Source organism: Pseudarthrobacter sp. KH_020_B (genome assembly GCF_057840185.1).
Map to the genome: position 1 here is coordinate 340,715 of NZ_CM174506.1, position 14,711 is coordinate 355,425.

The 14,711-nt window shown below is 64.6% G+C and carries 13 protein-coding genes; 6 read left to right on the forward strand and 7 right to left on the reverse strand.

Going from position 1 to position 14,711, the window contains the following annotated elements; genetic code table 11:
* From dctA to AC3IT0_RS01630, 3 genes are all read right to left on the reverse strand, one after another.
* Complete coding sequence (gene dctA / locus AC3IT0_RS01620) at positions 1 to 1,422, reverse strand: C4-dicarboxylate transporter DctA (RefSeq protein WP_489322089.1); 1,422 nt, start codon at positions 1,420 to 1,422, stop codon at positions 1 to 3.
* Positions 1,423 to 1,563: 141 nt separating this feature from the next.
* Complete coding sequence (locus tag AC3IT0_RS01625; RefSeq protein WP_489322090.1) at positions 1,564 to 2,661, reverse strand: tartrate dehydrogenase; 1,098 nt, start codon at positions 2,659 to 2,661, stop codon at positions 1,564 to 1,566.
* Positions 2,662 to 2,885: 224 nt separating this feature from the next.
* A complete protein-coding gene (locus tag AC3IT0_RS01630; protein ID WP_489322091.1) occupies positions 2,886 to 3,797 on the reverse strand; it encodes a LysR family transcriptional regulator in 912 nt (303 codons plus the stop codon).
* A 144-nt stretch (positions 3,798 to 3,941) separates the two neighbouring features.
* On the opposite strand from AC3IT0_RS01630, the gene AC3IT0_RS01635 reads away from it, so the two are divergent.
* Entirely contained in the window at positions 3,942 to 5,414 is a 1,473-nt protein-coding gene (locus AC3IT0_RS01635; RefSeq protein ID WP_489322092.1) for a DHA2 family efflux MFS transporter permease subunit, read from the forward strand.
* Positions 5,415 to 5,569: 155 nt separating this feature from the next.
* Here AC3IT0_RS01635 and AC3IT0_RS01640 read toward each other — a convergent pair whose 3' ends face one another.
* From AC3IT0_RS01640 to AC3IT0_RS01650, 3 genes are read right to left on the reverse strand one after another with little or no spacing between them, the layout of a single operon-like run.
* Positions 5,570 to 6,400, reverse strand: coding sequence for an alpha/beta fold hydrolase (locus AC3IT0_RS01640; protein ID WP_489322093.1), 831 nt, complete (start codon positions 6,398 to 6,400; stop codon positions 5,570 to 5,572).
* Positions 6,401 to 6,434: 34 nt separating this feature from the next.
* On the reverse strand, positions 6,435 to 7,289 hold the full coding sequence (locus AC3IT0_RS01645; RefSeq protein WP_489322094.1) for an alpha/beta fold hydrolase: 855 nt from the start codon (positions 7,287 to 7,289) through the stop codon (positions 6,435 to 6,437).
* 47 nt (positions 7,290 to 7,336) lie between these two features.
* Positions 7,337 to 8,221 carry an alpha/beta fold hydrolase gene (locus AC3IT0_RS01650; RefSeq protein ID WP_489322095.1) on the reverse strand — a complete coding sequence of 295 codons (885 nt, stop codon included), beginning with the start codon at positions 8,219 to 8,221 and terminating at the stop codon, positions 7,337 to 7,339.
* A 67-nt stretch (positions 8,222 to 8,288) separates the two neighbouring features.
* Here AC3IT0_RS01650 and lysS point away from each other — a divergent pair, with 67 nt between their 5' ends.
* From lysS to AC3IT0_RS01665, 3 genes are all read left to right on the forward strand, one after another.
* A complete protein-coding gene (lysS, locus tag AC3IT0_RS01655) occupies positions 8,289 to 9,821 on the forward strand; it encodes a lysine--tRNA ligase (protein ID WP_489322096.1) in 1,533 nt (510 codons plus the stop codon).
* Between the two features lie 2 nt (positions 9,822 to 9,823).
* The gene (locus AC3IT0_RS01660) at positions 9,824 to 10,003 is read left to right on the forward strand and encodes a hypothetical protein (protein WP_489322097.1); all 180 of its coding nucleotides are present in this window, start codon (positions 9,824 to 9,826) and stop codon (positions 10,001 to 10,003) included.
* Between the two features lie 142 nt (positions 10,004 to 10,145).
* Positions 10,146 to 10,475 carry a histone-like nucleoid-structuring protein Lsr2 gene (locus AC3IT0_RS01665; RefSeq protein WP_489322098.1) on the forward strand — a complete coding sequence of 110 codons (330 nt, stop codon included), beginning with the start codon at positions 10,146 to 10,148 and terminating at the stop codon, positions 10,473 to 10,475.
* A 252-nt stretch (positions 10,476 to 10,727) separates the two neighbouring features.
* Here AC3IT0_RS01665 and AC3IT0_RS01670 read toward each other — a convergent pair whose 3' ends face one another.
* Positions 10,728 to 11,204, reverse strand: coding sequence for an anthrone oxygenase family protein (locus AC3IT0_RS01670; RefSeq protein ID WP_489322099.1), 477 nt, complete (start codon positions 11,202 to 11,204; stop codon positions 10,728 to 10,730).
* Positions 11,205 to 11,357: 153 nt separating this feature from the next.
* Here AC3IT0_RS01670 and AC3IT0_RS01675 point away from each other — a divergent pair, with 153 nt between their 5' ends.
* Both AC3IT0_RS01675 and AC3IT0_RS01680 read left to right on the forward strand, forming a co-directional pair.
* Complete coding sequence (locus AC3IT0_RS01675; RefSeq protein ID WP_489322100.1) at positions 11,358 to 13,850, forward strand: ATP-dependent Clp protease ATP-binding subunit; 2,493 nt, start codon at positions 11,358 to 11,360, stop codon at positions 13,848 to 13,850.
* Between the two features lie 124 nt (positions 13,851 to 13,974).
* The gene (locus AC3IT0_RS01680) at positions 13,975 to 14,490 is read left to right on the forward strand and encodes an amino-acid N-acetyltransferase (protein ID WP_489322101.1); all 516 of its coding nucleotides are present in this window, start codon (positions 13,975 to 13,977) and stop codon (positions 14,488 to 14,490) included.
* Positions 14,491 to 14,711: the final 221 nt, after the last annotated feature.

The following is a 14,711-nucleotide window of genomic DNA, read 5'->3' on the forward strand; positions in this document are numbered from 1 at the left end:
TCAGACGGATTCCGAGTAGGCGGGGCGGCGGTTGGGTGAGTGGTGGCCGTATTCCGCGAGGTCCTCGTCGGTCTCGGTGACCTCGTCGAGGTGGGTGGGGTCCTCGGCGGGCATGGGCTCCACGGTTTCGCCGTTGAAGACCCGGCGGGCGCGGTCGGCGTCCAGGGTGCGGTCCCACCAGGCGATGAAGAGCGTGGCGACGGCGTTGCCGGTGAAGTTCACCAGGGCGCGGCACTCGGACATGAACTTATCGATGCCGAAGATGAGCATGATGCCGGCAGCCGGGATGGTGCCGATGGTGGTGAGTGTGGCGGTCAGGGCGATGAAACCGCCGCCGGCCACGCCTGCTGCACCCTTGGAGGTCAGCAGCATCACGGCGAGCAGACCCAACTGCTGGCCCAAGGTCAGGTCCGTATTGGTGGCCTGGGCGATGTAGAGGGCAGCGAGGGAGAGGTAAATCGCGGCGCCGTCGAGGTTGAAGCTGTAGCCCGTGGGGACCACCAGGCCCACGGTCTCCTTCTTTACCCCGGCGTGCTCAAGCTTGCGCATCAGGCCGGGGAGGGCTGGCTCGGCGGTGGAGGTGCCCAGGATGAGCATGTACTCCTCCTTCAGGTGGCGGATCATCTTGAAGATGTTCAGCTTCAGGAAGGCCATGACGGAGCCGAGGACCACCACAACGAACAGGATGGAGGTGATGTAGAAGAGCGCGATCAGCCCGCCCATGCTGGTCAGGGAGGACACGCCGTACTTGCCGACGGCAAAGGCCATGGCACCGAAAGCGCCCAGCGGGGCGGCCTTCATGATGAAGCCCAGGATCTTGAACATCACTCCGGTGAGGCGCTGCACGCCGTCCAGGACCGGTGCGCCCACCTTGCCCATGGCGTTCAGGGCGATGCCGAACACCACGGCGATGAAGATGATCTGGAGGATGTCGCCCTCGACGAAGGGCCCCACGATGCTGTTGGGGATGATGTGAGTGAGGAACTGCCACCACTCCTGGTGCTGGCCGGCGTCGATCAGTTTCGCCGCGGATTCGGAGGTTTGGATCGAATCAGCGTCAGCGTTGACGCCGTCGCCGAGGCGGAAGATGTTGATCGCCACGAGGCCGAAGACCATGGCCAGGATGGTGCCCACCTGGAAGTAGGTGAGGGCCTTCAGGCCCGTCATGCCGACCTTCTTCAGGTCCGCGACGCTGGCGATGCCGCCCACAATGGTGAGGAACACGATCGGGCCGATCAGCATCTTCATGGAGTTCACGAAGGTGGTGCCGATGGGTTCCATGGCGATGCCGGCGGTCGGTGCGAGCCAGCCGACGAGAATGCCGAGAACAATGGCGGTGAGTACCCAGAAGTAAAGCTGCCGGTACCAACGGGTCTTGGGGGCCGGCGGTGAATCCGTGCCGGCGGTGCTGATGTGATCCATGATTCCTACCTCGTTGTGGAAAGTCGCTGGAGTTGGGGCAAATAGTGGAATAAGCGGCGTCCCGAGGGCCCCTACGCGAGCATGCGAGCGTTGGGTAGGGACCCCCGCGGGCGGCTGGCGGGCCGCCGTCGAACGTTTCAGTCAGACAGTTGCCAGGGTGTGGGTGAGGGCCTTGACGATGGCCTCGGTGACGTCGTCGGTGGTGGAGTCGCCGCCGACGTCGCGCGTCAGGTGCCCGGCGCCGGTGGTCTGCTCAATGGCGGCTTCAACCTGGCGGGCTTCCTCATGCAGGCCGAAGTGGTCCAGCATAAGAGCGGCGCTGGCGATGGCGCCAATCGGGTTGCTGATGCCCTTGCCGGCGATGTCCGGGGCGGAACCATGGACCGGTTCGAACATGGACGGGAAGCGGCGTTCCGGGTTCAGGTTGGCGCTCGCGGCTAGGCCCAGGCTGCCGGCCAGTGCCGAGCCCAGGTCCGAGAGGATGTCGGCGTTGAGGTTGGAGGCGACCACCACGGAGAGGTCCTCCGGCTTGAGGATGAATTTGGCGCTCATCGCGTCAACCAGCACGCTTTCGGTCTGAACGTCCGGGTAGTCCAATGCCACGCGCTGGAAGGTTTCGTCCCAGAGGACCATGCCGTACTGCTGCGCGTTGGACTTGGTGACCGAGGAGACCTTCTTCACCGTGCGGGTCCGGGCCAGGTCGAAGGCGAAGCGCATGATGCGCTCGCAGCCCTTCTCGGTGAACAATGCGGTCTGCAGGGCCACCTCGTTGCCGGGGCCACGGCCGCTCAGGTTACGTCCGCCCAGGCCGGCGTATTCGCCTTCGCTGTTCTCGCGGACCACAACCCAGTCGAGTTCGGTGTGGTCGGCCTTGCGCAGCGGGGACTGGATGCCGGGAAGGAACTTCACCGGGCGGATGTTGGCCCACTGGTCGAAGTTCTGGGTGATGTTCAGGCGCAGGCCCCAGAGGCTGATGTGGTCCGGGACGTTCTCCCAGCCGACGGCGCCGAAGTAGATGGCGTCGAAGTCCTTCAGCGTTTCAAGGCCGTTGGGGTCCATCATCTGGCCGGTCTTTTCGAAGTAGCCGCAGCCCCACGGGAATTCGGTCCACTCGAAGGCGAACTTGCCGCCGGAGTTCTCCGCGAGGGCGTCCAGGACGCGGCGGCCGGCGGAGACTACTTCCTTGCCGACGCCGTCTGCGGGGATCGAAGCGATGCTGAATTTCTGGGTGGCGCTCATGTGCCTACCTCCTCGTTGAGTTTGTTAGCAGCGTCACGCTGCCCTTCCTCTTCAAGTAGACGGGCTGGATGCATGAGGCGTCCAAGACCAAGATTCGATACGGCAGATAGGCTCAGCCTATCGATCCCCCATCGATTGCTCCCCACCGGCCCCCTCGCCTCACAAGTTCGGCCAGGGAAACCCTGCCGGCGTGGGCCCTGGCCCTTTGAGCGTTCAAAAGGGCGTTATCGGAGCAACGGATGGGGCTGGTGACCCTGCGTGTGCTGCTCGGCCACTTTCAGGAATGCCAGGGCAGCGGGCGTCAGGCCTTCCTTCCGGCTCAGGATGGCTACATCCAGGTAGGACACCGGTTCGATCAGCAGCGTGCGGAGCCCTGCTTTATGCGCGGTGGGCGCCCAGGACAGTGGCATTACTGCGTGCCCGACGCCGGCCAGCACCAGCGGCAGGATGGACGTCCGGTGGGCGACTTCGACGACGATTTCCACGTCCACGCCGTGGGCCAGGGCGTCGTCCACCAGCCAGCGCATGAGCGACCCCCGTTGGCTGGCGATGAGCCGGTGTCCGCCCAGGTCTTCGCGCTGGATCGCCGTCCCGGAGCTGAAGGTATCGGCCTGGGGATTGACAATCAGGATCAGGGGCTGGCGCTCGAGCTCCAGGACGTTGACGCCGGGCACCATGATGGGCGTGGAGGATCCTGCCAGGCCGATCTCCGTGCTGCCGGTCCGGACGGATTCAATGACTTCGTCCGGGGTGAACGCGGCGCTGACGTTGAGCCGGACCGACGGGTGGTGCCGGGTGAAGCCGGCGATCATGGACGTCAGCGGCTCGATGCCGGGGGAGGGCATGGTGACGATGTCCAGCCTTCCGCTGCGCACACCCCGCAGGGCCTGTACCGCCGATTGCGCGGCATCAAGATCCCGCATCACCAACCGGGCCGGTCCCACCAGTTCCTTGCCGGCCTCGCTGAGGACCACGCGCCGACCGATGCGGTGGAAGAGCGGCACGCCCAGTTCCTTTTCCAGTCCTGCGATGGTCTGGGACAGCGACGGCTGGGCGATCAGCAGGTGCTCGGCTGCCCGGTTGAATCCATCATGGTCAACAACGGCCAGGAAGTACTTCAGTTTCCGGGTGTCCACGCCACATAGCCTACGCCGGGGCCAGAAAAAGCCCGTGCCGAAGAAAAAATCCTGCGAGCCGGAATTACTCCGGACGGTAGAGTGTTGGAACCTGCAGCGACGTGCTCGCGCAACACTTCATTCTTACTCCCTGAGGGAACACCCATGTCTACAGAAGTCTCTTCGAACGCCTCCGGGCGGCCCGGGTCGGTTGCGGCGCCGAAGTCCTCCGCGCCGGAGAAGATGTCCCGCGAATCGGTGACCGTCATCGCCACCTTGCTCGTGGCGACGTTTGTGGTGATCCTGAACGAGACCATCATGAACGTTGCCTTGCAGCGGCTCATGGTTGACCTTGGCGTGGACGCGCCCACCGTGCAGTGGCTGGCCACTGGTTTTATGCTCACCATGGCCGTTGTCATCCCCACCACCGGGTTCATCCTCCAGAGCCTGTCCACGCGAGCCGTCTTTATGCTGGCCATGGGACTGTTCGCCGGTGGCACCGCACTGGCGGCAGCGGCGCCCGGTTTTGAGATCCTGCTCCTGGCACGCATTGTCCAGGCCGGTGGAACGGCCATCATGCTTCCGTTGCTGATGACCACCATCCTCACCCTGGTCCCGCTGGCCAAGCGCGGCGCCGTGATGGGGAACGTCAGCATCGCCATTTCCGTGGCGCCCGCCATGGGACCCACCGTCTCCGGGCTGATCCTGGAGCACTTCACTTGGCGCTTTATGTTCGTCTTTGTCTTGCCAGTAGCCTTGGCCGCGCTGGCCATCGGCGCGAAGTACCTGACGAACGTCGGTGAAACCGAGAAGACCAAGCTCGACTTCCTCTCCGTGGTCCTCACCGTGCCTGCCTTCGGCGGCCTGGTCTACGGCCTCAGCCAGATCGGCGGCGGCCACGGCGGGCAAAGCGGTCCGAGCACCCTGGCCATCGCCGCGCTGGTCATCGGCGTCGCCAGCCTGGCGGTCTTTGTGCTCCGCCAGCTCCGGCTGCAGAAAGCCGAAGCCCCGCTGCTGGACCTCCGTGCCTTCAACTTCCGGATGTTCACGGTCTCCGTGCTGCTGATGGTGGTGGCCATGATGGCGCTCTTCGGCGGCGTGATCCTGTTGCCGCTCTACCTGCAGGAAATCCGCGGCCTGGGTTCGCTGGAGACCGGTCTCGCGCTCCTTCCCGGTGGCCTGGCGATGGGCCTGTTGGGCCCGTTCATCGGCCGGCTGTTCGACAAAGTGGGGCCGCTGCCGCTCACCGTTACCGGTTCCGTGCTCATGGTGGCGGCACTGTGGCAGTTCTCAATGCTCGACGCCGGCACTCCGGTCTGGTGGATCGTCACCCTCCACGTGGGGCTGAGTTTCGGCCTGGCGCTGCTGTTCACGCCAGCATTTACCACCGGCCTGAACCCGCTGCCGCCGCATCTCTACTCGCACGGCTCGGCGATCATGAGCACCGCCCAGCAGGTGGCCGGTGCCGCCGGCACGGCGCTGCTGGTGTCCATCTTCGCCGTGGTCTCGGCCGCGTCAGGGCTCGTTGCCGGCATGAGCGCAGCATTCCTGATGGCAACCGCCATAGCACTCGCCGCCGTCGTACTTTCCGCGATGATGCGCAAAACAGAAGGCGCAGCCCCGGGCGGCGCGCACTAAGGACACGAACTGACACCTCCGCCCTCGGACCGGCGCGAACGGACACTTGAGGCCCTGTTTTCCAAGGAAACCAGGGCCTCAAGTGTCCGTTCGCGCGGGAGTGGCGGGCCTTAAGTGTCCGTTCGCGCCGGGGTCGCGCGGGGAACCACCGCGGGCTAGCCGGCGAAGAAGTCACTCAGTTCGGTGATGAGCTTGTCCGGGGCGCGGAGGACGCCGTCGTGGCCGGCCCCATGGAGGATGGTGTAGCTGGAGCCGGTCAGGATGTCGTGGATCTGGCCGCAGGCAACACCGAAGTACGCGGGGCTCTTCTCGCCTACAATAATCAGCGTTTCCAGGGGCAGTTCCAGGAACGGCTCGGCCGGCATGTCCGCGGCGATGATGGCCTTGATTTCCCGGACGCCGGTGCGCATCAGTTCACGCTGCTGCTTGCCCTCGGACGTGCCGGCGGTGAGCTTGTTTGCGATGGTGAGCATGGACAGCGGCATCCGTGAGAGGGCGCCCGCCTCAAGGCCGCGCTGCAGCACGGCCAAAGCGCGGTCGTCGTCCCCGGCGGCCGTGGCGCGTTCGTATTCAGCGGTCCAGCTGGCCGTCACGCTGTGGTTCACGGACACGGCGGGGTCATACACAGCCAGCCGCTCAACGGGAAGGGTCCGGGCCGCGTGCAGGGCCACCGCGCCGCCGAAGCTGTGGCCAAACACGTCCGTGCTGGACGTGTGCTTCATAACGGCGTCCAGGTCCCGGATGTCCGCATCCAGGGTGTAATCCTCGGCCTGCGCCGACGAGGAACCCCGGCCGCGGCGGTTGAAAGTGTGCACCGGGCGGCCCAACGCGGCGCTGAGTTTCTGGGCGAACTTTGTGTAGTCGGCCGCGGTCACCATGGAGGCCGGCACCACGACCACGCCGGAGCCGGCGGAGGCCAGTTCAGCGCCCGTGGAGAAGAGCTCCAGAGTGCCGCCGTCGGGGGTCTTGATGTTCTTGCTCGTCATAATCCGAGCCTAGCCGAGCAACCTGCGGAAAGCCTTAGCCCTTGAAGTATTCGGCGATGTCCGTGACAAGTTCCTTCACCGCGGCCGGAATGGAGCCGTGGAAGCCCTTGGGCGAGAGCTCGAACGTGCTCCCCGGGACGGCCGCATGAAGGCGCTGGGCCGTGACCTTGTAGTAGCTCGGGCTCTTGCCGCCCACCATAAAGTGCGTGTTGGCGGGCAGGACAGCGAAGTTCCGGACATGCTCGGCTTCGTCGTACGCGGCGCGCAGTTCGCCCACGCCCGTGGGCATCAGTTCCCGGAACAACTTGTTCACCTTGGTACGGGACACCACGGCCATCAGCCCTGCCAGGACCGGCTCGGGGACCTTTGACAGCGCGGTACCCGGCTGCATGCCTTTCTTCATCCGGGCCATGGCATGACCCACCTTGCCGGCGTTCACCGCGGCCTCGAAATCGTCCAGCCATGCCATGTCAATGCTGCCCTCGATGTTGACGGCAGCATCGTAGACCGCCAGCTTGTCCGGCTCGTGCGGAGTCCCCACGAACTCCTGGACGGCGTTCAGTGCCACCGAGCCGCCCAGGCTGTGGCCCAGGAGGTTACGGGCGCCCGTCGCATCCATGACCGTGCGGACATCGGCGATCTCCGTGGCCATGGAGTAGTCGGCTGGCTGCTCGGTGGAGTTGCCCCGCCCGCGCCGGTCGTAGACGTCCACAGCCCACCCGTCGCCCAGCCCGTCTGCCAATGCCATCGAGAACGGCCGGTAGATCAAGGCGGTGAGGAACGCCCCGCCGATGACCACCACCCGGCGCTCGCCCGGCGCATCCTCGGTTCCGTAGCTGTACAAAGCCAGCCTGCCGCCGTCGTGCGTGGGGACTTCCCGTTCTTTCACGCTTCCCATCCTAGGCGCGCCCGTAATCGCCCAACCGGCGAAGCATCCTACCGGCGCCTGCCCAGCGTCCGGACCTGGCCGTCGCTGCCGTTGATGAACCGGGCCACCCGTACGGCCAGCCCCTTGCCGGGGCGGATGGGACCCTCATGCAGCTGGCCGGGGACCACCTGGAAGCTGATGGACGGCACGGTGGCGGCCAGTTGCCGGCCGGTCTCGGCAAAGTACGCCGGACTCCAGCCGCCGCTGAGCATCAAGATGGGAGTGGTGAGGGCGGTGAAATGGTCCAGTTCGGCTTCGGCGTCCAGTACTGCGCGCATTTCGGTGACGGCCGTGGGCAGCAGCTGGCGCATCTCCGCGCCCAGATTGGTCCTGGCCGAGAGGATGCTCAGTATCCGCAGCGCGCCGAGCGGGAGGTAGGACAGCGGACCGGCCGTGGCCAGGCCCTGGACCAGGTGCGCCCAGGCGTGATTGAGCTGGCCCGCAGTGACGGCATCTTCAAGCTCCGGCCGCCAGCGGTGGCTCAGGTTTCCGGACACGGACACGGCGGCGTCATAGGTGACCAGCCGGCCGATCGGCAGTGTCCGGGCGGCCTGCAGTGCCACGAAGCCGCCGTAGCTGTGGGCCACCACGTCCGTGGAGCCGGTCTCGCGCATGACCGCGGCCAGGTCGCTGACCTCGGTCTGCACCGAATAGTCCTCCGGCTGCGGGGCTGACCCCGCCCTGCCGCGCCGGTTGTAGCAGTGCACCGGCCGGCCAAGCAGGACGCTGAGCTTCCGGGCAAAAGGCCGGTAGAGGGCGTCGGTGACCAAAGTGCCGTGGATGAGTACGACGCCGGGACGTGCCGCCGTCGTCGGGTCCAGCCCCGCGGGGGTGCGGAACGAGTGCATGTCGAGGCGCCCGCCGTCCTCCGCTTCAACTTTCCACGTCTCCACAGCCCGAGTGTATGCCTCGGTGTCCGCCGGGAGCCGGGGGCGCGAACTCCCGGTAAACTTGGGAATTGTGACTTCCCAAAACACCCCCACCCCCAAAAATGCCCCAGAGCCGCTCGACGCCAGCGAGCAGATGCGCATCCGTATGGACAAGCGCGCGAAGCTGATCGAGCGCGGCACCGAGGCATATCCGGTGGGTGTGGAACGCACGCATTCCCTCACGGAGATCCGCGAAAAGTACGCGCACCTTGAGGCCGACGACACTACCGGCGACGTTGTGGGCGTCACCGGCCGCGTGGTTTTTGTGCGCAATACCGGCAAGCTCTGCTTCGCCACGCTGCAGGAAGGCGGCGTTGACGGCAAGGGCACCCGGCTCCAGGCGATGCTCAGCCTTGCCAACGTGGGCGAGGAAGCGCTCGCGGACTGGAAGGCGCTGGTGGACCTCGGCGACCACGTGTTCATCAAGGGCGAAGTGATCTCCTCCCGCCGCGGCGAGCTGTCCGTGATGGCCGAGTCCTGGTCCATGGCCTCCAAGGCACTCCGGCCGCTACCTGTGCTGCACGCGGAACTGAACGAGGAAACCCGCGTCCGCCAGCGCTACGTGGACCTGATGGTGCGCGACGAAGCCCGGGAAATGGTCTACACCCGCGCCGCGATCACCCGTTCCATCCGTGAAAGCCTGCACCGCCACAGCTATGTCGAGGTGGAAACCCCCATCCTGCAGCTGGTCCACGGCGGCGCCCTGGCCCGCCCCTTCGAGACGCACATGAACGCGTTCGACCAGAAGATGACCCTTCGCATCGCCACCGAGCTGTACCTCAAGCGTGCCGTGGTGGGCGGGATCGACCGCGTCTACGACATGGGCCGCGTTTTCCGCAACGAGGGCGTGGACTCCACCCACAGCCCCGAATTCACCACCCTTGAGTGCTACGAAGCCTGGGCTGACCAGTTCGTCATGGCCGAGCGCATCAAGGAAATCATCCTCGACGCCGCTGACGCCGTGGGCGTGGGCCGCACCCTCCAGACCGACGCCGGCGAGATCAACCTCGACGGCGACTGGGCCTGGATTTCGGTCTACCCGGGACTGTCCGACGCCGTTGGCCAGGAAGTCACGCCGGACACTTCGCTTGAGGTGCTGCGCGAAATCGCGCAAAAGCACGAGGTCAAGATGGACCCGAAGTGGGACACCGAGAAACTGGCCGTGGAACTGTTCGGCGAAATTGTGGAACCCACGCTCCTGAACCCCACCTTTGTGTACGACTACCCGCCGTCTGCCCAGCCGCTTGCCCGCCCGCACCGCGAGGACGGCCGGCTGATCGAAGCCTGGGACCTCATCATCGGCGGCATGGAACGCGGCACGGCCTTCTCCGAGCTGATCGACCCCGTCATCCAGCGCGAGCGGCTGACCGAGCAGTCGCGGCACGCGGCCGCGGGCGATGTCGAGGCCATGCAGCTGGACGAGGACTTCCTGCGGGCCCTGGAATACGGCGCGCCGCCCATGGGAGGCATCGGCCTGGGCATCGACCGGCTGGTCATGCTGTTCACCGGCGCCGGCATCCGCGAAACCATCCTTTTCCCGCTTCTGAAGCCCGAAGGCCACTAATCATGGAATATGTAGCCGTACTCCTGCCCTCGCTGGTGGTTGGCCTGCTTTTTTGGTTTGCCATGAAATCCATCTTCAATGCCGATAAGGCCGAGCGGCAGGCGGAAAAGCGTGCACAAGCCGAGGCGGACGCGCGTTCGGCCGCGCCATTGAACGAACAGAACCCGGAAACGGACAAATAGCTCGAAAGGGCTTTCTGCGGGCTCCTGTGGATATCCACAGGAACGATTCGACGCTTTGACGCGTTGCCATAAAGAGGTTCATACTTTTAATAGGAACATCCTGCTTTTCTGCAGGCCCGAACAGCAAAGAGGAAGTCTCTAAATGGTACAGAAAGTAAACGTAATCCTCGTCGATGATCTGGACGGGGGGTCCGCGGACGAGAATGTCCAGTTTGGGCTCGATGGGATCAGCTACGAAATCGATCTGTCCTCGGCCAACGCAGCCGAGCTCCGGTCTGCCTTGGAGCGCTTTGTTGCCGCCGGACGCAAAAGGACTGCAGGGCGGGCTACCCGCGCGAAAGCGGCTGCGCCGGGACGTGGCAACGACTCCGCGCAGATCCGCCAATGGGCCCGGGATAACGGCTACACGGTTAACAGCCGCGGCCGAATTCAAGCTGAAATCCAGGAAGCCTACCAAAAGGCAAATTCCTGACCTGCCGCCTCTCCGGCTGCATATTAGGCCCTGTCTTCACCTTCGGGTGGGGGCAGGGTTTTTTGATGCCAATTGGGAATGCGCAAGACGGGCTCGGTATGCGCAAAACCCGTGCTCCGGAACGCCCGCGCGAATTCGCCCACTCGAATCTTTGAGGGGCGGGAGCATGAAATGTCCGGAATTAGAGGGTCTCGGCGATTTACGGCAGTCCTGGCCGCACTCCTCTTGTTATTAGCCGCACGGATAGGGGCCTCACGACTGTCCTAAAGCGGCCCAAGCAATGCTGAGCGCTACCAGCGCGGCCAGCGACAGCCACGTGCGGTGGATGTTCCACCGGGTCCACCGACGTTCGAACGATTTTCTGGCTGCCGCGGCGTCTCCCGAGCTGGCCTGGTCGAGACCATTGTTCAGGGGGATGTTCACCCCGAATGTGATGACCAGCGTGGCCGAATAGCAAGCCAGTCCCACAGCGAGGGGGAGTGTGCTGGCAAGCCCATTGGCCCATGAAACGGCAGACGACGCCGCCAAGGCCAGAAACGCGCCAACGAAGCTCAACGCGAATACCGGATTCTGGATCGCGGCGTTGATCCTGGACATGGCACTGACAAACGTCACGTCATCGGTGGCACGCAGACCCGGCATCACTGAACAGGCGTACGAGTAGTAGAGTCCCCCAATCCCGGCGAGGGCGATGGTCGCGGCGGTCATGAGGAGGGTGATGACTTCCATGACGTTCTCCTTGCTTGAGGTCCTTGCATTGATCCAAGCGGTGCAGGGTGACGGGAGGTTGAACACGTCATGTTTCCCCTGTGGCGAACACGCTCCACAAGTCGGGGTCTGCCACGTAGCATCAAAGTACGTTGTAGCTAGGAGTGTGGCGAAATGTTTGAGCGATTTACGGACCGTGCCCGTCGCGTCGTTGTGCTTGCCCAAGAAGAGGCACGCATGCTGAACCACAATTACATTGGTACCGAACACATCCTCTTGGGTCTGATCCATGAGGGTGAGGGTGTTGCCGCCAAGGCCCTTGAGTCCTTGAGCATTTCGCTCGATGGCGTGCGCGAACAGGTGCAGGAGATCATCGGCCAGGGCCAGCAGGCCCCGTCCGGCCACATCCCCTTCACCCCGCGTGCCAAGAAAGTCCTGGAACTTTCGCTGCGCGAAGCCCTGCAGCTAGGCCACAACTACATCGGCACGGAGCACATCCTGCTCGGCCTCATCCGCGAGGGTGAAGGCGTTGCCGCCCAGGTGCTGGTCAAGCTCGGTGCAGACCTCAACCGCGTCCGCCAGCAGGTCATCCAGCTCCTCTCCGGCTACCAGGGCAAGGAAACCACCGGCGCCGGCGTCGGCCCGGGCCAGCCCGAAGGCACTCCCGCCGGATCCGTGGTCCTGGACCAGTTCGGCCGCAACCTGACCCAGGCTGCGCGCGAGAACAAGCTGGACCCGGTGATCGGGCGCGAATCCGAAATGGAACGCGTTATGCAGGTCCTTTCGCGCCGCACCAAGAACAACCCCGTCCTGATCGGTGAGCCGGGCGTCGGCAAGACCGCCGTCGTTGAAGGCCTCGCCCAGGCGATTGTCCGCGGCGACGTCCCGGAAACCATCAAGGACAAGCAGCTGTACACCCTGGACCTCGGTTCCCTGGTGGCCGGGTCACGGTACCGCGGTGACTTCGAAGAGCGACTGAAGAAGGTCCTCAAGGAAATCCGCACCCGCGGCGACATCATCCTCTTCATCGACGAGATCCACACGCTTGTGGGTGCCGGCGCTGCTGAAGGTGCCATCGATGCTGCGTCCATCCTGAAGCCCATGCTGGCCCGCGGTGAACTGCAGACCATCGGTGCCACCACCCTGGATGAGTACCGCAAGCACATCGAGAAGGATGCCGCGCTGGAGCGCCGCTTCCAGCCGATCCAGGTCAAGGAGCCCTCCGTCGCTCACGCGATCGAGATCCTCAAGGGCCTGCGTGACCGCTACGAGGCGCACCACCGCGTCACCATCACCGACGGCGCCCTCGCCTCGGCTGCCAGCCTCGCCGAGCGCTACATCTCGGATCGCTTCCTGCCGGACAAGGCCATCGACCTGATCGACGAGGCCGGTGCCCGCTTGCGCATCCGCCGGATGACGGCCCCGCCGGAGCTAAAGGCCATGGATGAGCGGATCGCCAAGCTGAAGATGGAGAAGGAATCCGCCATTGACGCCCAGGACTTCGAAGGTGCCGCTTCGCTCCGGGACAAGGAGCAGAAGCTCATCACCGAGCGCTCCGAGAAGGAACGCCACTGGAAGTCCGGCGGCATGGATGACATCTCGGAGGTGGATGAGGATCTCATCGCCGAAGTGTTGGCCAACTCCACCGGCATCCCGGTCTTCAAGCTGACCGAGGAAGAGTCCTCGCGCCTGCTGAAGATGGAAGACGAACTGCACAAGCGTGTGGTGGGCCAGAACGAGGCCATCAGGTCCCTGTCCCAGGCAATCCGCCGCACCCGTGCAGGCCTGAAGGACCCCAAGCGTCCGGGCGGCTCGTTCATCTTCGCCGGCCCCACGGGCGTCGGCAAGACCGAACTTGCCAAGGCCCTGGCCGAGTTCCTGTTCGGTGAAGAGGACGCCCTCATCACGCTGGACATGTCCGAGTACTCGGAGAAGCACACGGTCTCGCGTCTCTTCGGTGCCCCTCCGGGCTACGTCGGCTACGAAGAGGGTGGCCAGCTCACCGAGAAGGTCCGCCGTCGTCCGTTCTCCGTGGTCCTGTTCGACGAAGTGGAGAAGGCGCACGCCGACCTCTTCAACTCACTCCTGCAGATCCTGGAAGACGGCCGCCTGACCGACTCCCAGGGCCGTGTGGTGGACTTCAAGAACACCGTGATCATCATGACCACCAACCTGGGCACCCGGGACATCTCCAAGAGTGTTGCCACCGGTTTCCAGTCCGGCACAGACACGCAGACCGGCTACAACCGGATGCGTGCCCGTGTGACAGAAGAGCTCAAGCAGCACTTCCGTCCGGAGTTCCTGAACCGTGTGGATGACGTTGTGGTGTTCCCGCAGCTCACCCAGGACGAGATCATCGAGATCGTGGACATGTTCGTTGGCCGCCTGGAGAAGCGCCTCAAGGACAAGGACATGGGCATCGAGCTCACCACCGCGGCCAAGGTGCTTCTGGCGACCCGCGGCTACGATCCCGCCATGGGTGCCCGGCCACTGCGCCGCACCATCCAGCGCGAGATCGAGGACCAGCTCTCCGAGAAGATCCTGTTCGGCGAGCTCCACGCCGGCGACATCGTTGTAGTGGACGTGGATGGCGAAGGCGACGACGCCAAGTTCACGTTCGCCGGCAACGCCAAGCCGCGCATCCCGGAGATCGCCCCGAGCGTCTAAGCACCAAAACCGAAGGCCCCGCCACTCCCACAAGGAGCGGCGGGGCCTTCGTGCGCCGGTGCGGGAGCGCCCCAACCCAGCCGGGCCGCCCGACCTGGCGTGGTCGCCACCGTAGGATTGTCGGGTGACCGATTCTGACTCTTTCCGTATCCGTTCTGCGCGTACCAGTGACGTGGCGGCCATCAAGCGCCTTGTGGCTCCGCTGGCGGATCAGCGGATTCTGATGGCGAAGGAGACGGTTGCCTATTACGAAAGCCTTCAGGAGTTCCGGATCGCAGAAGCGGACGACGGCGAAGTCATCGGCTGCGGCGCCCTGCACGTTATGTGGGAGGACCTCGCCGAGGTCCGGACGCTGGCCGCATCGGACGCGTGGCGCGGCAAGGGGGTAGGTCACGTGCTGGTGGAAAGCCTGCTGGCAGAGGCCCGTGAACTGGGCGTGGGCCGGGTCTTCTGCCTCACGTTCGAGGTGGATTTTTTCAAGCGCCACGGCTTCGAGGTCATGGCCGACCAGACGGCAATGGACCCCGTGGTCTATTCCGAGCTGCTGCGCTCCCATGACGAAGGCGTTGCCGAGTTCCTGGACCTGGCGCGGGTTAAGCCCAACACCCTGGGCAATACCCGCATGATCAAAATCCTCTAGACACCCCTAATCATCTTGCCCGGGCAACCCCGGGCAAGAAGTCACCCTGTGACACAAATAGCTTTATGTCGAATTGATGGATAAACTGACAGGGTTGCAGTGTGGGGCCTGCCGTAAGGGACAGTCATTGGGGGCTGTCCCTTACTGCTTCCACCGCATCGCCGCAGGCTACCGGACTTCAGGCGACGGTAGTAGGGTCAAAGTGCATCCTCCAGGAAGCA

Coding starts and splice junctions, on each gene's coding strand:
- dctA (WP_489322089.1), bottom strand. CDS start 1,422: ATGGATCACATCAGCACCGCCGGCACGGATTCACCGCCGGCCCCCAAG.
- AC3IT0_RS01625 (WP_489322090.1), bottom strand. CDS start 2,661: ATGAGCGCCACCCAGAAATTCAGCATCGCTTCGATCCCCGCAGACGGC.
- AC3IT0_RS01635 (WP_489322092.1), top strand. CDS start 3,942: ATGTCTACAGAAGTCTCTTCGAACGCCTCCGGGCGGCCCGGGTCGGTT.
- AC3IT0_RS01640 (WP_489322093.1), bottom strand. CDS start 6,400: ATGACGAGCAAGAACATCAAGACCCCCGACGGCGGCACTCTGGAGCTC.
- AC3IT0_RS01660 (WP_489322097.1), top strand. CDS start 9,824: ATGGAATATGTAGCCGTACTCCTGCCCTCGCTGGTGGTTGGCCTGCTT.
- AC3IT0_RS01665 (WP_489322098.1), top strand. CDS start 10,146: ATGGTACAGAAAGTAAACGTAATCCTCGTCGATGATCTGGACGGGGGG.
- AC3IT0_RS01670 (WP_489322099.1), bottom strand. CDS start 11,204: ATGGAAGTCATCACCCTCCTCATGACCGCCGCGACCATCGCCCTCGCC.
- AC3IT0_RS01675 (WP_489322100.1), top strand. CDS start 11,358: ATGTTTGAGCGATTTACGGACCGTGCCCGTCGCGTCGTTGTGCTTGCC.